General features: G+C 43.1%; 14 protein-coding genes. 8 read left to right on the forward strand and 6 right to left on the reverse strand.

Features of this window, described 5'->3' with window-relative positions:
* Positions 1-6: 6 nt before the first annotated feature.
* Complete coding sequence (locus NMG88_RS11330) at positions 7-165, reverse strand: phycobiliprotein lyase (protein ID WP_081846398.1); 159 nt, start codon at positions 163-165, stop codon at positions 7-9.
* A gap of 109 nt (positions 166-274) precedes the next feature.
* On the opposite strand from NMG88_RS11330, the gene NMG88_RS11335 reads away from it, so the two are divergent.
* Positions 275-1897 (forward strand): MBL fold metallo-hydrolase, encoded by a 1623-nt coding sequence (locus NMG88_RS11335; protein WP_227365257.1) that lies wholly within the window; start codon positions 275-277, stop codon positions 1895-1897.
* A 46-nt stretch (positions 1898-1943) separates the two neighbouring features.
* A complete protein-coding gene (locus NMG88_RS11340) occupies positions 1944-2480 on the forward strand; it encodes a DUF1499 domain-containing protein (RefSeq protein WP_227350924.1) in 537 nt (178 codons plus the stop codon).
* A 191-nt stretch (positions 2481-2671) separates the two neighbouring features.
* Here the strand turns inward: NMG88_RS11340 and psbD are convergent, their stop codons facing one another.
* The 4 genes from psbD to NMG88_RS11360 form a co-directional block, all read right to left on the reverse strand.
* Positions 2672-3730, reverse strand: coding sequence for a photosystem II D2 protein (photosystem q(a) protein) (gene psbD, locus NMG88_RS11345; protein ID WP_026786982.1), 1059 nt, complete (start codon positions 3728-3730; stop codon positions 2672-2674).
* A 393-nt stretch (positions 3731-4123) separates the two neighbouring features.
* Positions 4124-4417: an Asp-tRNA(Asn)/Glu-tRNA(Gln) amidotransferase subunit GatC gene (gene gatC, locus NMG88_RS11350; protein WP_026788391.1), complete on the reverse strand. Its 294-nt coding sequence runs from the start codon at positions 4415-4417 to the stop codon at positions 4124-4126.
* A 53-nt stretch (positions 4418-4470) separates the two neighbouring features.
* Positions 4471-4992: a photosystem I assembly protein Ycf3 gene (locus tag NMG88_RS11355; RefSeq protein ID WP_042155232.1), complete on the reverse strand. Its 522-nt coding sequence runs from the start codon at positions 4990-4992 to the stop codon at positions 4471-4473.
* A gap of 171 nt (positions 4993-5163) precedes the next feature.
* Entirely contained in the window at positions 5164-5988 is an 825-nt protein-coding gene (locus tag NMG88_RS11360) for an SDR family NAD(P)-dependent oxidoreductase (protein ID WP_227365259.1), read from the reverse strand.
* Between the two features lie 591 nt (positions 5989-6579).
* On the opposite strand from NMG88_RS11360, the gene NMG88_RS11365 reads away from it, so the two are divergent.
* Entirely contained in the window at positions 6580-9237 is a 2658-nt protein-coding gene (locus tag NMG88_RS11365) for a tetratricopeptide repeat protein (protein ID WP_227397917.1), read from the forward strand.
* Here NMG88_RS11365 and NMG88_RS11370 read toward each other — a convergent pair.
* Positions 9224-10258: a glycosyltransferase family 2 protein gene (locus tag NMG88_RS11370; RefSeq protein WP_227365263.1), complete on the reverse strand. Its 1035-nt coding sequence runs from the start codon at positions 10256-10258 to the stop codon at positions 9224-9226. The two genes, NMG88_RS11365 and NMG88_RS11370, sit on opposite strands and share 14 nt — an antisense overlap.
* Positions 10259-10384: 126 nt before the next feature.
* Between NMG88_RS11370 and NMG88_RS11375 the strand changes: the two genes are divergently transcribed.
* The 5 genes from NMG88_RS11375 (at position 10385) to infB (ending at position 17713) form a co-directional block, all read left to right on the forward strand.
* Positions 10385-11818, forward strand: coding sequence for a hypothetical protein (locus NMG88_RS11375; protein ID WP_227358053.1), 1434 nt, complete (start codon positions 10385-10387; stop codon positions 11816-11818).
* A 213-nt stretch (positions 11819-12031) separates the two neighbouring features.
* Complete coding sequence (rimP, locus tag NMG88_RS11380; protein WP_026796867.1) at positions 12032-12499, forward strand: ribosome maturation factor RimP; 468 nt, start codon at positions 12032-12034, stop codon at positions 12497-12499.
* A gap of 125 nt (positions 12500-12624) precedes the next feature.
* Complete coding sequence (gene nusA / locus NMG88_RS11385) at positions 12625-13845, forward strand: transcription termination factor NusA (protein WP_026796866.1); 1221 nt, start codon at positions 12625-12627, stop codon at positions 13843-13845.
* A 99-nt stretch (positions 13846-13944) separates the two neighbouring features.
* Complete coding sequence (locus NMG88_RS11390) at positions 13945-14187, forward strand: YlxR family protein (RefSeq protein WP_071782506.1); 243 nt, start codon at positions 13945-13947, stop codon at positions 14185-14187.
* A gap of 427 nt (positions 14188-14614) precedes the next feature.
* Positions 14615-17713 carry a translation initiation factor IF-2 gene (gene infB / locus NMG88_RS11395; protein ID WP_254033847.1) on the forward strand — a complete coding sequence of 1033 codons (3099 nt, stop codon included), beginning with the start codon at positions 14615-14617 and terminating at the stop codon, positions 17711-17713.
* Positions 17714-17733 lie beyond the last annotated feature (20 nt).

Consider the following 17733-nt stretch of genomic DNA (forward strand, 5'->3'; position numbering starts at 1 on the left):
ATTGGATTAATCAAAGTAATCGAAAGCGGAATTCTCCAAAGGATGAATCACAAATTCCGTATGCGATCGCTCAACTTCCCGATAACTCACATAATGATAGGTACGCTCCGTGATCCATTCACCCACACAATGATCAAAAAATTCCTGGAATTGTCCAATCGACATAATTAATATCACTCCTCTTAAATCATCTTTGCAACAGTTTTTAACATTTTTTAGTAAAAATCCCTAATAATTCTAAAATTTAATAAATTATCCCGCTTGATGAACTCCTGTGATTGACCCGGAATGTTTAGCCTATAGTGTTGGCCATGCAGGGGAAGGTGTATGTCTGTTGGTGAGAATTGGATCTCATCGCATTCTACTCGATTGTGGTATTCAGGACATTTCACCCCTATTAACATCCTCAGATCAACCTCCAGCCGACTTAGTTCTATGTTCCCATGCCCATGCGGATCATGCTCAAGGTTTACTCGCCTTCCATCAGGCTTTTCCTGAAATTCCCATTTATGGGAGTCAAGTCACAACCCAACTATTAGCCCTCAACTGGCCAGACTGGGAACCCGATCCCAATATACCCCTGTGTCAGCCCTTACCCTGGGATTCTCCCATCCAACTCCAACCCGGACTCAGTGTTACCTTGTTTCCGGCGGGTCATTTACCCGGGGCGTCAGTAATTTTGATCAATTATGTAACACCCGAACGCAACTATAAATTAATTTACACCGGAGATTTTTTTCTCTCCAATTCTCGCCTAGTCGAAGGCTTACCCCTGGGGGAGTTGCGCGGACTCAAACCCGACGTTTTAATCCTAGAAGGCAGTTATGGAACCGCCCGCCATCCCCATCGTCGTCAACTGGAAAACCAACTGGCAGAACGCTTATATCGAGCGATAGAAGCCCAATATTGCCTGCTCCTACCAACACCAACTTTAGGCTTAGGACAGGAATTATTGATGTTGCTTCGCAGTCACCATTATTTTACCGGGCGAGACCTCGATATTTGGGTTGATGGCAGTGTCGCCACCGGATGCGATATTTACCTACAACTCCTGCCCCATTTCCCCGCCAGCGTGCAGAATTTTGCCCAACATCAGCCCCTATTTTGGGATGACCGCATTCGCCCCAGAGTCCGAAGACTCACCCCGGAACACAGATCTCAACTCGGTCAAACGCCCTGTATTGTTCTCACCGACGAATCAGCCGACTGGAATACCTATTGGGCCGATTCTATCCGGCCTTGGATGTTATTTTTGCGCCAAAAACCCGGTCAAAACCTCGATATTATTCTGACTCCCGAATCGGAAGAAAAAGGCTTTAGTCCCTGCATACCAAAGGTTGAAACCTATTTGATCTCCGAACATTGTGATGGCCCCGGGACAAGCCAACTAATTCATAACCTCCGACCCCAACATATTATTTTTGTTCACGGCTCACCCACCTATTTAGGGGATCTGACCAATTTAGAAGAACTTAGAAACCGCTATCAACTCCATACCCCCAACCCGGGAACCCTAGTCGAGTTACCCATCGGCGAAACCTTCATCCAGCCGCCCCTGGCTGAAATTGAGTATGAAGGGGAAATTGCCGAGTTTGAAACTCAAATTCACATTACCCTACCCCCAGGGTTAACCACCGATCCGCGCTGGTTAGGTTTTGCCGATACGGGGTTAGTAGAAGCCCGATGGCAAGGGGAAGAATTAGTGTTGCGGGGGATTTCCCAACGGGAATTCTTGAGTCAAGGAAGCGATCGCCCCATTCCCAGGGATCTTGATTGTTGTGGAAACTGCCAATACTATCGTGGACAACGCTGTTGGAATCAATCATCCGCCCTCTACGGCTTCAAAGTAACTTCCGATGGTTACTGCCCAATGTTTGAATCCATCGAAAGGATTTAATCGGTTAAATTAAGTTTAAAATAGATTAAGTTCTTAAATATTTCCCATGAAAAAATCAGTCTTGTCTATCGGTCAAATTCCCGGTTTTTCTATATTGTTAACAGCGATTATATTTGTTAGCAGTCTATTAGGATTAGTGCCTTCAGCTTTGGCTGCTCATACTTCTGTATCTCCAATCATAGCTAGTCTATTTTCGTTTTCAGGAAATCGACCCACAAACCTCGGCATTAAACAAGGAAAATTTGCCCCCTGTCCAACCTCTCCCAATTGTGTTTCCAGTCAAAGCCTAGATGCCCAACATCAAATTGAACCTTTCACCTATAAAGATACACCTAAAAAAGCCTTTGAAAATCTTAAAATCATTATTGCAAATACTCAAAATGCCGAAATTATTACAGCCGAAGCCAATTATATTTACGCCGAATTTACTTCAGATTTAATGGGATTTGTGGATGATGTAGAATTTTATTTGGATGAAAAAAATAGTTTAATTCAAGTACGTTCTGCCTCTCGTTTAGGAGAATCCGATCTAGGAGTAAATCGGAAACGGATTGAAACCATTCGAGCAAAATGGAATCTTTAACACATTGCGTTAGCGAGTGCCTTGCGTGATTCTGCGCTTCAGGCACTCGCTAATCTTAGCATCTTGTTTCCTATTCTAGCAGAATGTGGGTTGAAATCAATTTCAATAATAAAATCTCCCACAAAACTTGTAGGAGATTTTAAAATTAATCAGATGTTTTTAAGAATGTCCTGAATAATTAGAATCTCTAATTACAGAGCATTACCACGAGGTAGAACTTCTTCAGGGAAAATAAAGTTTTCGTGGGGTTGATCCGCAGGAGCCATCCAAGCCCGCAGACCTTCATTTAACAGAATGTTCTTAGTATAGAACGTTTCAAATTCAGGATCTTCGGCCGCCCGTAACTCTTGGGAAACGAAATCATAGGCCCGTAGGTTCAGAGCTAAACCAACAATTCCGATAGAACTCATCCACAGACCCGTGACAGGCACGAATAACATGAAAAAGTGTAACCAACGTTTGTTAGAAAAAGCAATCCCGAAAATTTGTGACCAAAAACGGTTGGCGGTCACCATCGAATAGGTTTCTTCAGCTTGAGTCGGTTCAAAAGCCCGGAAAGTATTGGCTGTATCTCCATCTTCAAACAGAGTATTTTCCACCGTCGCTCCGTGAATAGCGCACAATAGCGCACCACCCAAAATTCCCGCCACTCCCATCATGTGGAAGGGGTTCAGCGTCCAGTTATGGAAGCCTTGTAGGAACAGAATAAACCGGAAGATTCCGGCTACCCCAAAGCTAGGGCCAAAAAACCAACTGGACTGACCCAAGGGGTACATCAGAAATACACTGACAAATACCGCAATTGGGCCAGTAAAGGCGATCGCATTATAGGGACGAATGCCGACTAAACGAGCAATTTCCAACTGACGCAGACAAAAGCCGATCAGCGCGAAAGCACCGTGCAGAGCCACAAAAGCCCATAAACCGCCCAGTTGACACCAACGGGTGAAGTCCCACTGAGCTTCTGGCCCCCAGAGGAACAGTAAGGAATGTCCTAAACTGTTAGCGGGACTACTGACGGCGGCTGTTATAAAGTTGCAGCCTTCTAAATAAGAGCTTGCTAAACCGTGGGTGTACCAGGAAGTTACAAAGGTTGTTCCGGTTAACCAGCCACCGAGGGCTAGATAAGCGCAGGGGAACAATAGAACTCCTGACCAACCCACGAAGACAAAGCGATCGCGTTTGAGCCAGTCGTCGAGGACGTCAAAGACGCCTCTTTCAACCTGCGGCCTTTCGACTGCAATAGTCATGGACAAAATCTCCGAATATATAATGACAAGTTGTAAAGGGATTAGGACTCATGTTAAGCGTCTCTCATCTGCTATAGCAGAATCTGAGAATTTTATGAGTACCGTTAATGTTTCTTTACGTCTGTTCAAATTATAGAGGTAAATCTTCAGTTGAGCAACTCCCCCGCCACGGAAATTTAAAAAAATTTGTCCAAAAACTAAAAACCCCGTTTCCGCTCACCAGAAACAGGGTTGTTATTTTTGATATAGCGGGTAATGGGTAATGGGTAATGGGTAATGGGTAATGGGTGGAAAAAGACTTATAAGTACCTAAACAAAATTAATTACACATTCTCTACCCAGATCCGGCGTTCCCTGTTCGCTACTATAACTTCAGGCAGTTTGGGCTGATGGTTAATTTTCCGACATAATTTTGGGGACTTTGAAATAGTCTCCTTCTTGTTCCGGGGCGTTGGCTAGAATATCATCTCTTTGGGGATAGGATTCTAACTGATCAGGTCGAGTAATATTACTCAACTCAATTGCCCGGGTCATCGGAGCCACCTGGGATGTATCCAGTTCATTTAATTGCTCAAAATAATCTAAAATTTCACCCAGTTGAGTCGTAAATTGTTGTTCTTCTTCTGGAGTTAGCTCCAGTCGAGCCAAAAAAGCAACTTTAGAGACTTGTTCACGATCAATAGTCATATTTAATCGGGCTTTAGGTAGGTTAGCAAAGAAAAAATTAAAAGCAAAATCAATTAGAAATAGATATCAATTTTGCTTCTTCCGGTAACTTTTAACCAGTTCTGGGCTTCAATATAGTTATTCGGGGCTAAACGAATTGCCCTAACCCAATATTCTGCGGCCTGCCGAAATTCTTGTTCTGCGGTGTCTTCATCTCCCGCTTCCTTAGCCTTTTCCCCCTGATAATGGTAAATCACCGCAATATTATTCAAAGCCTGGGGCATTCGGGGATTTAGCTCAATCGCTTGTTGGTAATATTTTAATGCTTCCTCATGTTCTCCATTGCTGGCACGAATTAAGCCCATATTATAAAGAATAAAACTGCGATCATAGGGATCTTCCTCTAAGGTTAAGGCTTCTTGGTAATTTTCTAAAGCCTCTGCATATTCTCCGTCCGCCTGGGCTGACATTCCATCCCGATAATAGGCAAATGCTTCCTTGGCTTTTTTATTAGTGGGCAGCATCTTCAGGATCATATCTGCCATAACCGTAAAGCTTTTATCAATAAAGTTATCGTTACGTTGTGATCTGGGCATAAAATTTTAATCTCTAAAGTTCAAGGCTGGAAACTCCATCATTTTAGGGAAGTTCCTGAACAGCCCATCGCCTAATCTTACCTTATTGACACCATCAGTCTATCTTCCAAGTCACCCAAGTCTATATCGAATCAGTAACGGTCAAGGGTAAGGGTCAACCGTTAACCTAAACTAATGCAAGGTTGCGTCAGCTTTGTTAAAAACGGGATAGGATTTGCGGATTTTGTGGGTAACGGGAGTTGCCAATACCATAATCTTCTCCATTAACCAGGGGGCAAAACGGTTGCACCAAACGGCCAAATGGCTTTGCCATCCCACTAAAATTTCCGAGGTATCCTTATCGAGTCCCGCCACTAATACCTTAGCGACCTGTTCGGGGGTCATGGGGACTACCCAACGGAATAATTGCAAGTTCCGGGTCATGTCCGTATCCGTTAAGGTGGGTAATAGGGCCATAACCCGAATATTATGGGCGGCTAATTCTTGGCGGAGGGCTTCTGTAAACCCCAAAATTGCGAATTTAGTCGCCGAATAGGTGGACATCGTAGGGGCAGCAATTTTGCCCATCAAACTCGATACATTAATAATAGTCCCCGATTTGCGGGTGGCCATCCGTCGAGCGATAACATGGGTAATGGTATACAACCCGATTAAATTCAAGGAGATTTCCTCCTGAACATCTGGGAGTTTGGATTCTAAAAACGGCTTTTGGTGGGCAACACCAGCACAATTAACCAGAATTTCAATTGGCCCGTGGGAACGCCAAGCCTGGGCGATCGCAATATGGACTTGAACAGATTGGGTTAAGTCCAGGGCTAAGGTGATCACCTCCACACCCATTGGTTTTATTTCTGTGGCCAATTCCGCTAACTTCTGACGATCGCGTGCCACTAGAATCAGACGTTTAACCCCATTTTTGGCAAATTCTACGGCAATTGCCCGGCCAATTCCACGAGAAGCCCCAGTAATTAGGGCTGTTTTTCCTTGAATTTTCATTACAAAAACCTCCTGTTGAGGAGGAATTCGGTGCGGCGGGGCGGGGTTCTCCCACCCATTTGAGTCGGGATTTTTTCATCCCAAGCGACCCTGACATCCTTTTAGGCGCACCGATATTCCTCTATGCAGCGTGTAAAAAATCTGGGAATGCTAGAAATTTGGTGTCATGATTGTAGAGATTACTAATGGGTCATGATTAGACAACAGACCAGGCTATCTTCTTTCCTTAATTCCTGGTTAACAGAGCAAGATTGATTTCAAGCATGGCTCACCTGTCTCCTCAATACGAGCGTTCATGGAAAGACCCTCTATGCACAGATTAGCAAGTTAATCAACAAATTGCAACATTTTTTAATAAGTTTTTCGTAATATTTCTTAATAATAGGGAACAGGGAACAGGTAATGGGTTATGGGTAATCGGTTATGGGTTATGGGTTATGGGTTATGGGTTATGGGTTATGGGTTTTGGGTTATGGGTTATGGGTTTTGGGTAATAGTTGGCGTCCCCTGCTCCCTGTTCCCTATTCCTGATAAACTATTTCCATCAATCCAACGTCTATATTAAAAGCTGTCCTATTTTTGCGGTTGACCATGCCATTGTCTGACACTCCAGAGAAAACTGTCCTTGATTTACACGAAGAAGCAAGTCGCCATATTGCCCAACAGCAGTTTGATGAAGCAGTTGCTGTGTGTGAACAGGCGTTAAAATTGCAACCTCGTTTTCTTCCCACTTACAGTACCTTGGGGTTAGCTAAACAATTGCAAGGGAAACTTGATGAAGCCAAATTTTGGTACACAAAAGCCCTAAATCTCAAACCCGATTGGGCGGAAGTTCATGCGAATTTAGGAACAGTTTATGTTCAACAACAACAATGGCGGGATGCTCTACAATCATATCAAACTGCCCTACATTTTAAACCCAATCAAGCCATAATTTATCAGAGTTTATATACTGTTTTCATTAATCTGAATCAACCGGAAGAAGCCACAAATGCTTGGTATCAAGCCTTAATTTTAGAACCTCAGTCCGTCGCCCCTCAAGATTATATTGATTTTGGGAAAACCTTAATTGAAAAAGGCAAATTAGAGCCAGCAATTGAATTGTATAGAAAGGGGGTAGAAATTTATCCTAGTTTACCCCAATCCCATTATGGATTAGCAGAGGCATTAAGTCGGAAACAACAGTGGGAAGAAGCGATCGCAGCCTATAATCAAGCTATTATTCTGAATCCTAATAGTAATCTATTTTATCAAGGGTTAGCCGATGCTTTAGTTCAACAAAAGAATTATGAACAAGCGATCGCGAATTATCAAAAAGCCATTGAACTCAGCCCGGATTTTTCTTGGACATATCATCAACTGGGAAATGCTTTATCTGAACAAGAAAGATGGGAAGAAGCCACCGTTGCTTATTATCAAGGAATCGGTTTAAATCCTAAGTTTTTTGGTTCCTATTATAAGTTAGGAGAAATTTGTTCTAAGACCGGAAAACATGAAGAAGCAATTAATTGGTATCGTCAAGCTCTTGAGATTAATCCCGATAGTTTTTGGTTACATTTTACCTTGGGAAATGCTCTCTGTGAAACCCAGGAGTTTGATGAGGCTTTAACAGAATATTATCAAGCGATTGAATTTGAACCGAATACGGATTGGTTATATCCCCCCTTGGGAAAAGTATTGATTGCTCAACAACGCTGGGATCAAGCTATTAAAGTTTATTGTAAAGCAGTTGAACTGAATTCAAATAATCTTTGGTTGTTAGATCAATTAGCAGAAACCTTAATTGAACAGCAAGAAATTGAAACTGCTATTTCTGTTTATCAGGAATGTCTAAAAATCAATCCTAAAGCGGATATTGTACATTACAATCTGGGCAATTTATATAAATCTCAAAGTCAATGGGAAGAAGCGATCGCATCCTATCAAAATGCTATTAATATTAATCCTAAAATCGCTGAATATTATGCGGGATTAGGAGAAATTTGGTTAAAAAAACAAGAACTAGATCTGGCAATGTCCTACTTGATGGACGCTTTAAAAATGAAGCCCGATTTAATTTCTGCTTATGAAAATATTGCTGAAATTCTACAACATCAAGGCAGAAATGAAGAAGCTGTAAAGTGTTTTAATTATAAGGATTTGCCCCCGTCACTTTTAGAACAATATTGTTTTGTTAATCCCGAACAATTGATCACCTCAGACTTTAGTTCTAATGTCACCTATATTCCTGTTTATCCGGGTAGTGAAATTTCCCTGAATCCTTCTAAAACCGTGGCTCAATTTCATCCTGGTTTTATCTTTAGTCAAGCGACAACTCGGAATGCGTTTATTGTCAAATTAGATCAAGGTAGAGTCTGGGGAGATTCGGCGACCAGTGCGGTGATCACAGCCCATAATGAATTACTGACTGATATTTCCACCGGATCTGCTGAATTGGTTTTATCCTCCCGTAAATTACCTCCAATTCATCATATTAATGGAACCGTTGCATTTTTATCGGTACGCTGGGGGGGGGCATTTTTTCATTGGATGTATGATGTTTTACCTGGAATTCACTTGATGGAAAAAAGTGGTATAGATTTGAATAGTATTGATTATTTTGTGTTTAATAATTACGATTTTTCCTATCAGAAAGAAACCTTAGAACTTTTGGGAATACCTGAACATAAAATCATTAGAAGTATTGATAAACCTTATATTCAAGCGAAGAAACTGATTGTCCCCGCTCCTAATTTGTTCCAAAATGATACGACAACTCCTGAATGGATTTGTAACTTTATAAAACAAAAATTACTCCCAGAAACAGCAAAAAATAAAACTGCAAATCGTCACATTTATATCAATCGGAAAAATGCAATTTCTCGGAATGTGGTTAATCAAGATGAGTTGATGAAACAGTTAGAATCCCTGAACTTTGAGAGTGTTGTTTTAGAATCCTTAACGATTTCTGAACAAGCTGAATTAATGGCGAGTGCCTCGGTGGTTTTAGCCCCCCATGGAGCAGGATTATCCAATATTGTTTTCTGTCAACCTGGAACCAAAATTATCGAATTATTTGCTCCTACTTATGTTCCACCTTGCTATCGAATTATTAGTAATATTTGTGGGCTGGAACATTACTATTTAATTGGGGAACTGGTAGAGAATACAATGGACGAAGATCTGACCCATTCGGGATTGTTGAATATGCGAATTAATATTGATGATTTAATGAGTTTATTGGAATTAGCAGAAATTACAGTAACTTAATTCCCCCTTCTAAAGATTGAGAACGTTTTTCTATAGTTTGTTCTAAAACCCAAAGGGTTAAATTTTGCCATTCGGTTAAATTACAAAGTTGATTCACCTCTAAAGACTGTCCTAAACTATCAGAATAATGCACAAAACTTTCTGTCCAATTTATTAGGGTTTCCACCAACAAAAATGGCGTATATTGCCAAGATTTTCGTAAATATTCTACCATTTCAACAGGAAAACCTGTATAATATAAATACCAGGAACTCCAAACTAAGGTACTGTAACGTACCCAATTTTCTATTAACCGAATTTCTAGGGGAATATTAGGAAGATTAAAAAATTTATCCAAAACATAATTAATTGATTTCGCTTGAGAAACTCCATCCCGCATGGTATTTCGGTCATGTTGACGGTAACAAACTGTTGGTTGATGTAACCAAGCGGATTCACACCCTAATAATACCATTCTTAAGATTAAATCGACGTCTTCCGCGTGGGCTAACCCGGGTTCAAATCCTTCTATTTTTAATAACCATTCTCGACGAAACATTAAGGTTCCCATCGTCCCCAAGGGTTTCCAACGCAACCAATTTTCTAAATTCAATTCTGGAACATAATCCCAAGGCGTCGCATCCATGATAGTTTTTCCTTGTTGGTTCACTCGACGCCATCCACTTTGAACCAGTCCTAGTTGCGGTTTTGCTTGAAAAACTGCGAGTTGGGTTGCTAATTTATTGGGAAGAAAGATATCATCTGCATCCAGAAACACAATAAACTCCCCCCGCGCCAATTTTAACCCATGATTTCGGGCGACAGAAACCCCTTGATTTTCTTGATAAACATAGTGAATATAGTTAGAATAGGGTTGTAAAACTTGACGGGTATTGTCTTGGGAACCGTCATCAATAATAATAATTTCGTCAGCAGGATATGTTTGATTAATAACACTTTCGACGGCTTGCTCAACATAGCGATCGCAGTTGTATGCTGGAATAATTACACTAATTTGGGGAGTTTCTGAAATATTGGACATAGATTTTATTGGTGAACTGTATTAACTGTTAAACCAATTACGAATTAATAACTCGTAATTAATAATTCGTAATTCGTAATTATCAACTATAATACCTGAAAACGTTATTAATAATCGGTGCTAATTGTGAAAAACACTGTTTCTGTTAAAAAAAATCAAAATATTCCCTGGTTTGAACAGTTGATGGTCATGGTTGCGACGCTGAACTACGGGTTGGTTTTATTCGACATGAGTTATACGGATTTGCGAGATTACTATTTTAACTATATTCCAGTTGTGACTCAAGTTTATGATCCGATCAAAGGCATTGAACCCCATCAAATCACAGAAAAATATTTAGAGACCATTGAACAGTTAAAAGTTACGATAGCTGAAACCAGCTTATATTCGCCTGAAACCGATGAAATATTAGGAAAGTTAAGAAATCAAAGTGAGGAAATTATCAATGAAAATCCCTTTGCTATTGCCGAGAGAAGTGGAAGTTTAGAACGAATTAAAAATCGGATGCGAGATCATATCAAAAATCCCAATAATTCTGCAAAAGAATCTTTTAATATATTTTGGTCTTCATCTTATCTTAGACAAAACGGTTATGATCAAGAGATGAAATGGTTTGAGAGAAATATTAGACCGTTAGTGGCGACAAACTATTATCGCAGTATCTCGGAAAACGGAAAATTTACCCGCACGTTTTGGAAAGTTGATTTACCCTTTACTATCATTTTTATTTTAGAATTTTTAGCGAGAACCTATTTAATTAGTCGTCGTTATTCTAAGGTAACTTGGTTTGATGCGATGTTATGGCGGTGGTATGATGTGTTTTTGTTTTTACCGATTTTTCGATTATTACGAATTATTCCGGTAACGATTCGTTTAAATCAGGTACATTTTATTAGTTTAGAACCCATTAGAATCCAAATAACCAGGGGATTTGTCGCCGCCATTGCTCGGGAATTAACGGAGTTTGTGGTGGTTGAAGTGATTCAACAGATTCAAGGTGAAATTAGGAGAGGTGATGTTTTTAAACAACTATTTTTGAATCAAGATAAACCATATTTAGACATTAATAATGTTAATGAAATAGAAGCGATCGGCAATCATTTAATTCAGGTTGTTGTTTATAAAGTTATTCCTAAATTAGAACTTGACATTGAAGCATTATTGCGCTACAATATAGAACAGGTTATCGAACAATCTCCGGTAATTCAACAGTTTAAAACCATTCCAGGGTTACAACAAATTCCCCAACAGATTCAAGAAAGAATTATTACCGAACTTTCTAAATTAGCCACGGAGGGGCCCCAGGAAGCCTATCAAACCGTGGCCAAAGCCATGAATGATCCCGTGGGAACAAAATTATCTAATCAACTGGTTAAAAATTTTAATAAACTTTTAGGAGAAGAACTGCAAAAAGAACAGGGATTAGAGGAAATTAAAACCCTGTTAATTGACTTCTTAGAAGAATTCAAAATCAACTATATTCAGCAAGTGGATGAATCTAACTTTGAACAAGTTCTTGCTAAATTAAAGGAACAAAGACACATCAAAGGAACCGAATAAATAGAACTGATCCCAGACCCGAGAGCAAAACTCGAAACCCGATATCTAGCAATTGCTTTCGCTCTAAGCTAAACTAGAACAAGAGGCGAACCACAGGGTTCGTCTTTGGCTTGGTGAGGAGACACTGTTTCACGATCTGGAGTGGGATTGACCCCACTTTTTTAATGGCAGTTAACCTCATAACCCCTGTAGACTCTAGCATTCACGTCAACTATGGCTCATCCTCTGATCCCCCAAATTCTCGACATCGCCACCCCCATCGCCCAAACATTGGGACTGGAAGTGGTCGGGGCAACCTTTTACACCAATCAGAAACCGCCTGTGCTGCGTGTAGATATCCGCAACCCCAGTCAGGATACCGGATTGGAAGATTGTGAACGGATGAGTCGAGCCTTGGATGAGGAATTAGAGACCAGCAATATTATTCCCGATGCCTATGTGTTGGAGATTTCCAGCCCCGGAATTTCGGAATCTTTAACCAGTGATCGAGAATTCGTTTCATTTAAAGGATTTTCCATTATTGTTAAAACATCAGAACCCTACAAAGGTCATTCTCAACAACGGGGAAAACTGGTGAGTCGGGATGAAAATGCGGTTTATTTAAGCCAAAAAGGACGACAACTAGCCATTCCCCGGGAATTAATTACGGAAGTGTTATTCGATGAAAGTGTCGAGGAGTAAAGATTTTAACCCTTAAAGATTTTAACCGATCGTGATTTAACCTTTCGGGCGGTGTACTTCCCCAATTTTCTTTGAAAAATTCATCTGTGTGATCAACAAAAAATAAAGTTTAGAGGATAAAAACTATGTCAATGGTGAGTTTGCCCGGTTTACAAGATATGATTAATGGTATTTCTCAAGAGCGGAATTTACCGAAACAGGCCGTAGAAGAAGCCCTACGAGAAGCTCTATTAAAAGGGTATGAACGCTATCGTCGTACCATCGAAATTCAGACCCAATTTAGTGAAGATTATTTTGATAATTTTGATGTCGAACTCGATGTCGATGAAGAAGGATTTCGAGTCTTAGCCAAAAATTTAACCATTGTTGAACAAGTTAGCAACCAAGATCATCAAATTGCCTTAAAAGACGTGCGAGAAGTCGCTCCCGAAGCCCAATTAGGGGATACCGTCACCCTAGATGTTACCCCGGATCAAGGGGAATTTGGTCGGATGGCAGCGATCCAAACTAAACAGGTTTTAGCTCAAAAACTGCGGGATAAGCAGCGCAAAATGATTCAGGAGGAGTTTAAAGAACTTGAAGGCACGGTATTGCAAGCCAAAGTCCTCCGATTTGAACGCCAGTCGGTGATTCTGGAAGTAGCCAGTGGTTTTGGTCGCACCAGTGTGGAAGCGGAACTTTCTAAACGGGAACAACTGCCCAATGATAACTACCGCGCCAATGCCACCTTCCGGGTCTATTTGAAAAAAGTCTCCCAAGGTTCCCAACGGGGGCCCCAATTATTAGTATCCAGGGCCGATGCCGGGTTAGTGGTGTATCTCTTTGCCAATGAAGTCCCAGAAATTGAGGATGAAGTGGTGCGAATTGTGGCCGTGGCCAGGGAAGCCAACCCTCCTTCCCGTCACGTCGGCCCCCGGACTAAAATAGCAGTAGATACCATCGATCGAGATGTTGATCCTGTGGGAGCCTGTATTGGGGCTAGGGGGTCACGGATTCAAGTGGTGGTGAACGAACTGCGGGGCGAGAAAATAGACGTGATTCGCTGGTCTCCTGACCCAGCCACCTATATTGCTAATGCCCTGAGTCCGGCGAGAGTCGATGAAGTTCGTTTAGTCAATCCCGATGAACGTCGCGCCCATATTCTGGTTCCTGAAGATCAATTGAGTTTGGCCATTGGCAAGGAGGGGCAAAATGTTCGTCTCGCTGCTCGGTTGACGGGATGGAAAATTGATATTAAGGATACGGCTAAATATGATGCAGCAGCCGAAGATCAAAAAATCGCCGAAGAACTCGAACGTCAGGATGCGATCAACGATCGCAACTATGATGAATTTAAGGAGGAATAGGAGAGCAGGGGGAGTACCGGAGGTAGGGGGAGCAGGGCAGGTAAACTCTTTCTATTACCCATTACCCAAAACCCATTACCCGCTATAACTGTCAAGCCCATGAAAAATCAACGTCGTTGTGTGGCTTGTCGCCGATTAGGGGCAAAAGAAAGCTTCTGGCGATTTGTCAGGCTCTATTCATCAGATCAGGTACAATTGGATCATGGCATGGGTCGTTCGGCCTATCTTTGCCCTAACCCAGATTGTTTGAAGGTGGCTCAGAAAAAAAATCGACTGGGACACGCACTCCGAATATCGGTGTCAGAGGAAGTTTATCAAGGCCTATGGCAGCGTTTAGATTAACCTGGAATTGATCCCCATGTCCTACTTGGTAGGGAAGGGTGGGAAAAATTGCCTGGGATCTGAAGATCTTGAGTTGCTCAACAATATCTTTCTGTTCAATCAGCAAACCTACTCTCCAGATAGAGGACTAGAAGGTTTATGTTAAAGCAGAATAGAGTAGACTGAGTAACTAAATTGATTATTATTCACCATCCGGTTAATATCTGCTAACTTGATAAAGGCAATACTAAAGATTTGAGGAATTAGATTTCACCAAAAATTAAAATAAAATTAAGAACTGTCAAAGCAGACCTTACATCTGCATCCTTGACACTTAAATAACCAGAGCAGATGATATCGTTATTTAAAACGTGCGGGTTACTGTTGTAAGAGTAAATCGAACTATGTAAACATCAAACCATGGGTAGGTACGAAGAGGGGTTAGTGGATGAACAACGCCAAAGTCAGAATTTACGAACTATCACGGGAACTTAATTTGGATAACAAGGACATCTTAGCGGTGTGTGAACGGCTAAATATCTCAGTTAAAAGCCACAGTAGCACGATTTCAGAATCAGATAAAGAACGCATTGAAAAATACGTCGCAACTCATCCGAACCCGGGTCAGCTTGAAGGAAAAGCACCCGGATCTCCTCCTAATGCGAAATTATCAGCGATCGCACCCAGCGACAAAAAACGGCAAGAAATTTTAGAGATCCAGAAGCCCAAAATTCGGTCGAGCTTCGAGTCCTCCCCCCCCTACGATGAGGCGAGTTCCTCTGAATCAGCTTCTGTTGCTACCCCACCTAAATCACTTGTTTCTTCAAAAGCGCCTGTGAAACCCACGTTAAATCGACCTGTATTATCAAAACCCACTGCTCCGGCTCAAGCGGAAACGGAATCTTCCCCCATAACAGCCGAGAAAGTGGCCTCAGAAACCGAAGATATGGCCATGGGGGTTTCTGTCGGGGAAATAGAAACATCTGAACAGATTGATTCATCCCCATTGGAAGCCGCACCTCTTTCTGCTCCCCCTATTAGACCTGCAGAGCCAGTTCCCGTGAGTATCAGTGTGAACCCGGAACCAGCAGCCATTTCTAAAAATAAGCCCGTTTTGAAGACAAATAAACCAACGCCTAAACCCGTTGAGTCAAAGTCTAAACCGGACTCTCCCGAAAAACCGACTCCCAAATCTCAACAAACTACCCCAGAAGGGAAAGAAAAAGATTCAGAGGGCCGAAGACCGCCCCGTAAAGAAGTTGGCAGTCCCAGACCCCGCTCAATTTCTGATTTACAGGCTCCTCCGTCCCGTAAGCCAGCGGCTCAAGTGATTGATGAGGATGGAGAATCGACCGAGGGTGCCGAGGAGGAACCCTTAGCCACCACCGATGATTTAGTCAAACGGCCAAAACGGGCTGTAACCCTGACTCGGCCGAACCCCCCCCGCACTGGAAAACGCGGGCCAGCATGGGAGGAGGAAGAAGAAGAAGTTGTAGATACCGCTAAAACCAAGGCGGCTAAACTCAAAGCCAAGCGACGGGCTAAACCCTCCTTAGATGAGGACGACGACGATGAACTGAATGCGTTGTCTCTGCTGAATGCCAACAACGCCATGATTAGCGTCTCCCTAGCCCGTCCCCCCAAACCCAAAGCCAGCCCCGGACAAAGTGTGGCAGCGATAACGGTTAGACCGAAAAAACCCGCACCCAGTCGGGGTTCGAGTTCTGGAGGAGGCAATACGCGCCGGACGGAGGCTAAACCCAAGGCTGAACGCCCGGAGAAAGTCATCGTACCTGGGCCAATGACTGTTCAGGAACTCGCCTCTGCCTTAATCTTGCCGGAAACGGAAATTATCAAACGCCTGTTTTCCCAAGGGATTGCAGTTAATATTACCGAAACCCTCGACTACAACACAATTCTGTTAATTTGTCAAGACCTCGGCGTTGAAGTTGAAAACGAAAAACTCAAATCCGGTGCTATCAAGCCCGACAATATGCTGAACGCAGAGGATCTGGAGCATCTGCAACGGCGTCCTCCGGTGGTCACGATCATGGGTCACGTCGATCACGGGAAAACCACCCTCCTCGATGCGATCCGCGAAACCAAAGTGGCTCAAGGAGAGGCTGGGGGCATCACCCAACACATCGGAGCCTATCATGTCGATATGGAACATGAGGGCAAAACCCAGCAAGTGGTCTTCCTCGATACTCCGGGTCACGAAGCCTTTACCGCCATGCGAGCCCGGGGCGCACGAGTTACGGATGTGGCAATTCTGGTGGTGGCCGCCGATGATGGAGTCCAACCCCAAACCATTGAAGCCATTAGTCACGCTAAGGCTGCCGGAGTCCCGATGATTATTGCTATCAACAAAATTGATAAGGAAGGTGCCCAGCCTGATCGGGTGAAACAGGAGTTAACGGAATTTGCCCTGGTTCCTGAAGAATGGGGCGGTGACACGATTATGGTTCCCGTCAGTGCCATCAGGGGAGAAAACCTTGATACTCTCCTAGAAATGATTCTGTTAGTGGCGGAGGTGGAAGATCTCTATGCCAACCCTGACCGAGCCGCGAAAGGAACGATTATTGAAGCTCACCTTGACAAGTCCCGTGGCCCTGTGGCGACGCTGTTGGTACAAAATGGTACCCTGCGAGTTGGGGATATTGTGGTGGCGGGTTCCGTCCTGGGTAAAGTCCGGGCGATGGTGGATGACCGAGGCGATCGGGTTGATAATGCCAGTCCTTCCTTTGCCGTTGAGGTCTTAGGTCTGCGGGATGTCCCGGCGGCTGGGGATGAATTCGAGGTCTTTGAAAGTGAAAAAGAAGCCTCGGCTTTGGCCACCCAACGGGCAGAAACGAAACGGGAAACCCGCTTAATCAAGGGTCGGATCAGTCTGAGTGAATTCTCCGCCCGTGCTCAACAGGGTGAGTTGAAAGAACTGAACTTGATCCTGAAGGGGGATGTTCAAGGATCTATAGAAGCGATCGTTGGAGCCCTGAAGAAACTGCCTCAGAAAGAGGTGGAACTACAACTGCTGTTAGCGGCCCCGGGTGAAATTACGGAAACGGATATTGACTTAGCCGCGGCTAGTAATGCGGTCTTACTTGGATTTAACACCACCTTAGCCCATGGTGCTCGTCAAGCTGCCGATCGCGCCGGAGTTGACATCCGAGACTACAACATCATTTACAACCTCTTAGATGACGTCCAGGCTGCCATGGAAGGGCTATTAGAACCGGAACTGGTGGAGGAACATCTAGGTCAAGTGGAAGTCCGGGCGATTTTCCCCGTGGGACGCAATACCATCGCTGGTTGTTATGTGCTGTCGGGTAAAGTGATTCGGAACTGTAAAGTCCGAATTCGCCGGAAAAATGAAGTGGTTCACGAAGGTGTCCTCGACTCCCTGAAACGGATGAAAGAGGATGCTAAGGAAGTCAATGCTGGCTACGAGTGCGGTGTCGCCTTGGATAACTTCAACGACTGGGCGATGGGCGATATTATCGAAGCCTATCGGATGACTACTAAACGTCGTACTTTGTCTCTGTCTTGAACGGAGCAAAAGCGCACCCA

This window comes from Planktothrix agardhii, assembly GCF_904830935.1.
In the GTDB taxonomy this organism is placed as follows: Bacteria; Cyanobacteriota; Cyanobacteriia; order Cyanobacteriales; family Microcoleaceae; genus Planktothrix; species Planktothrix agardhii.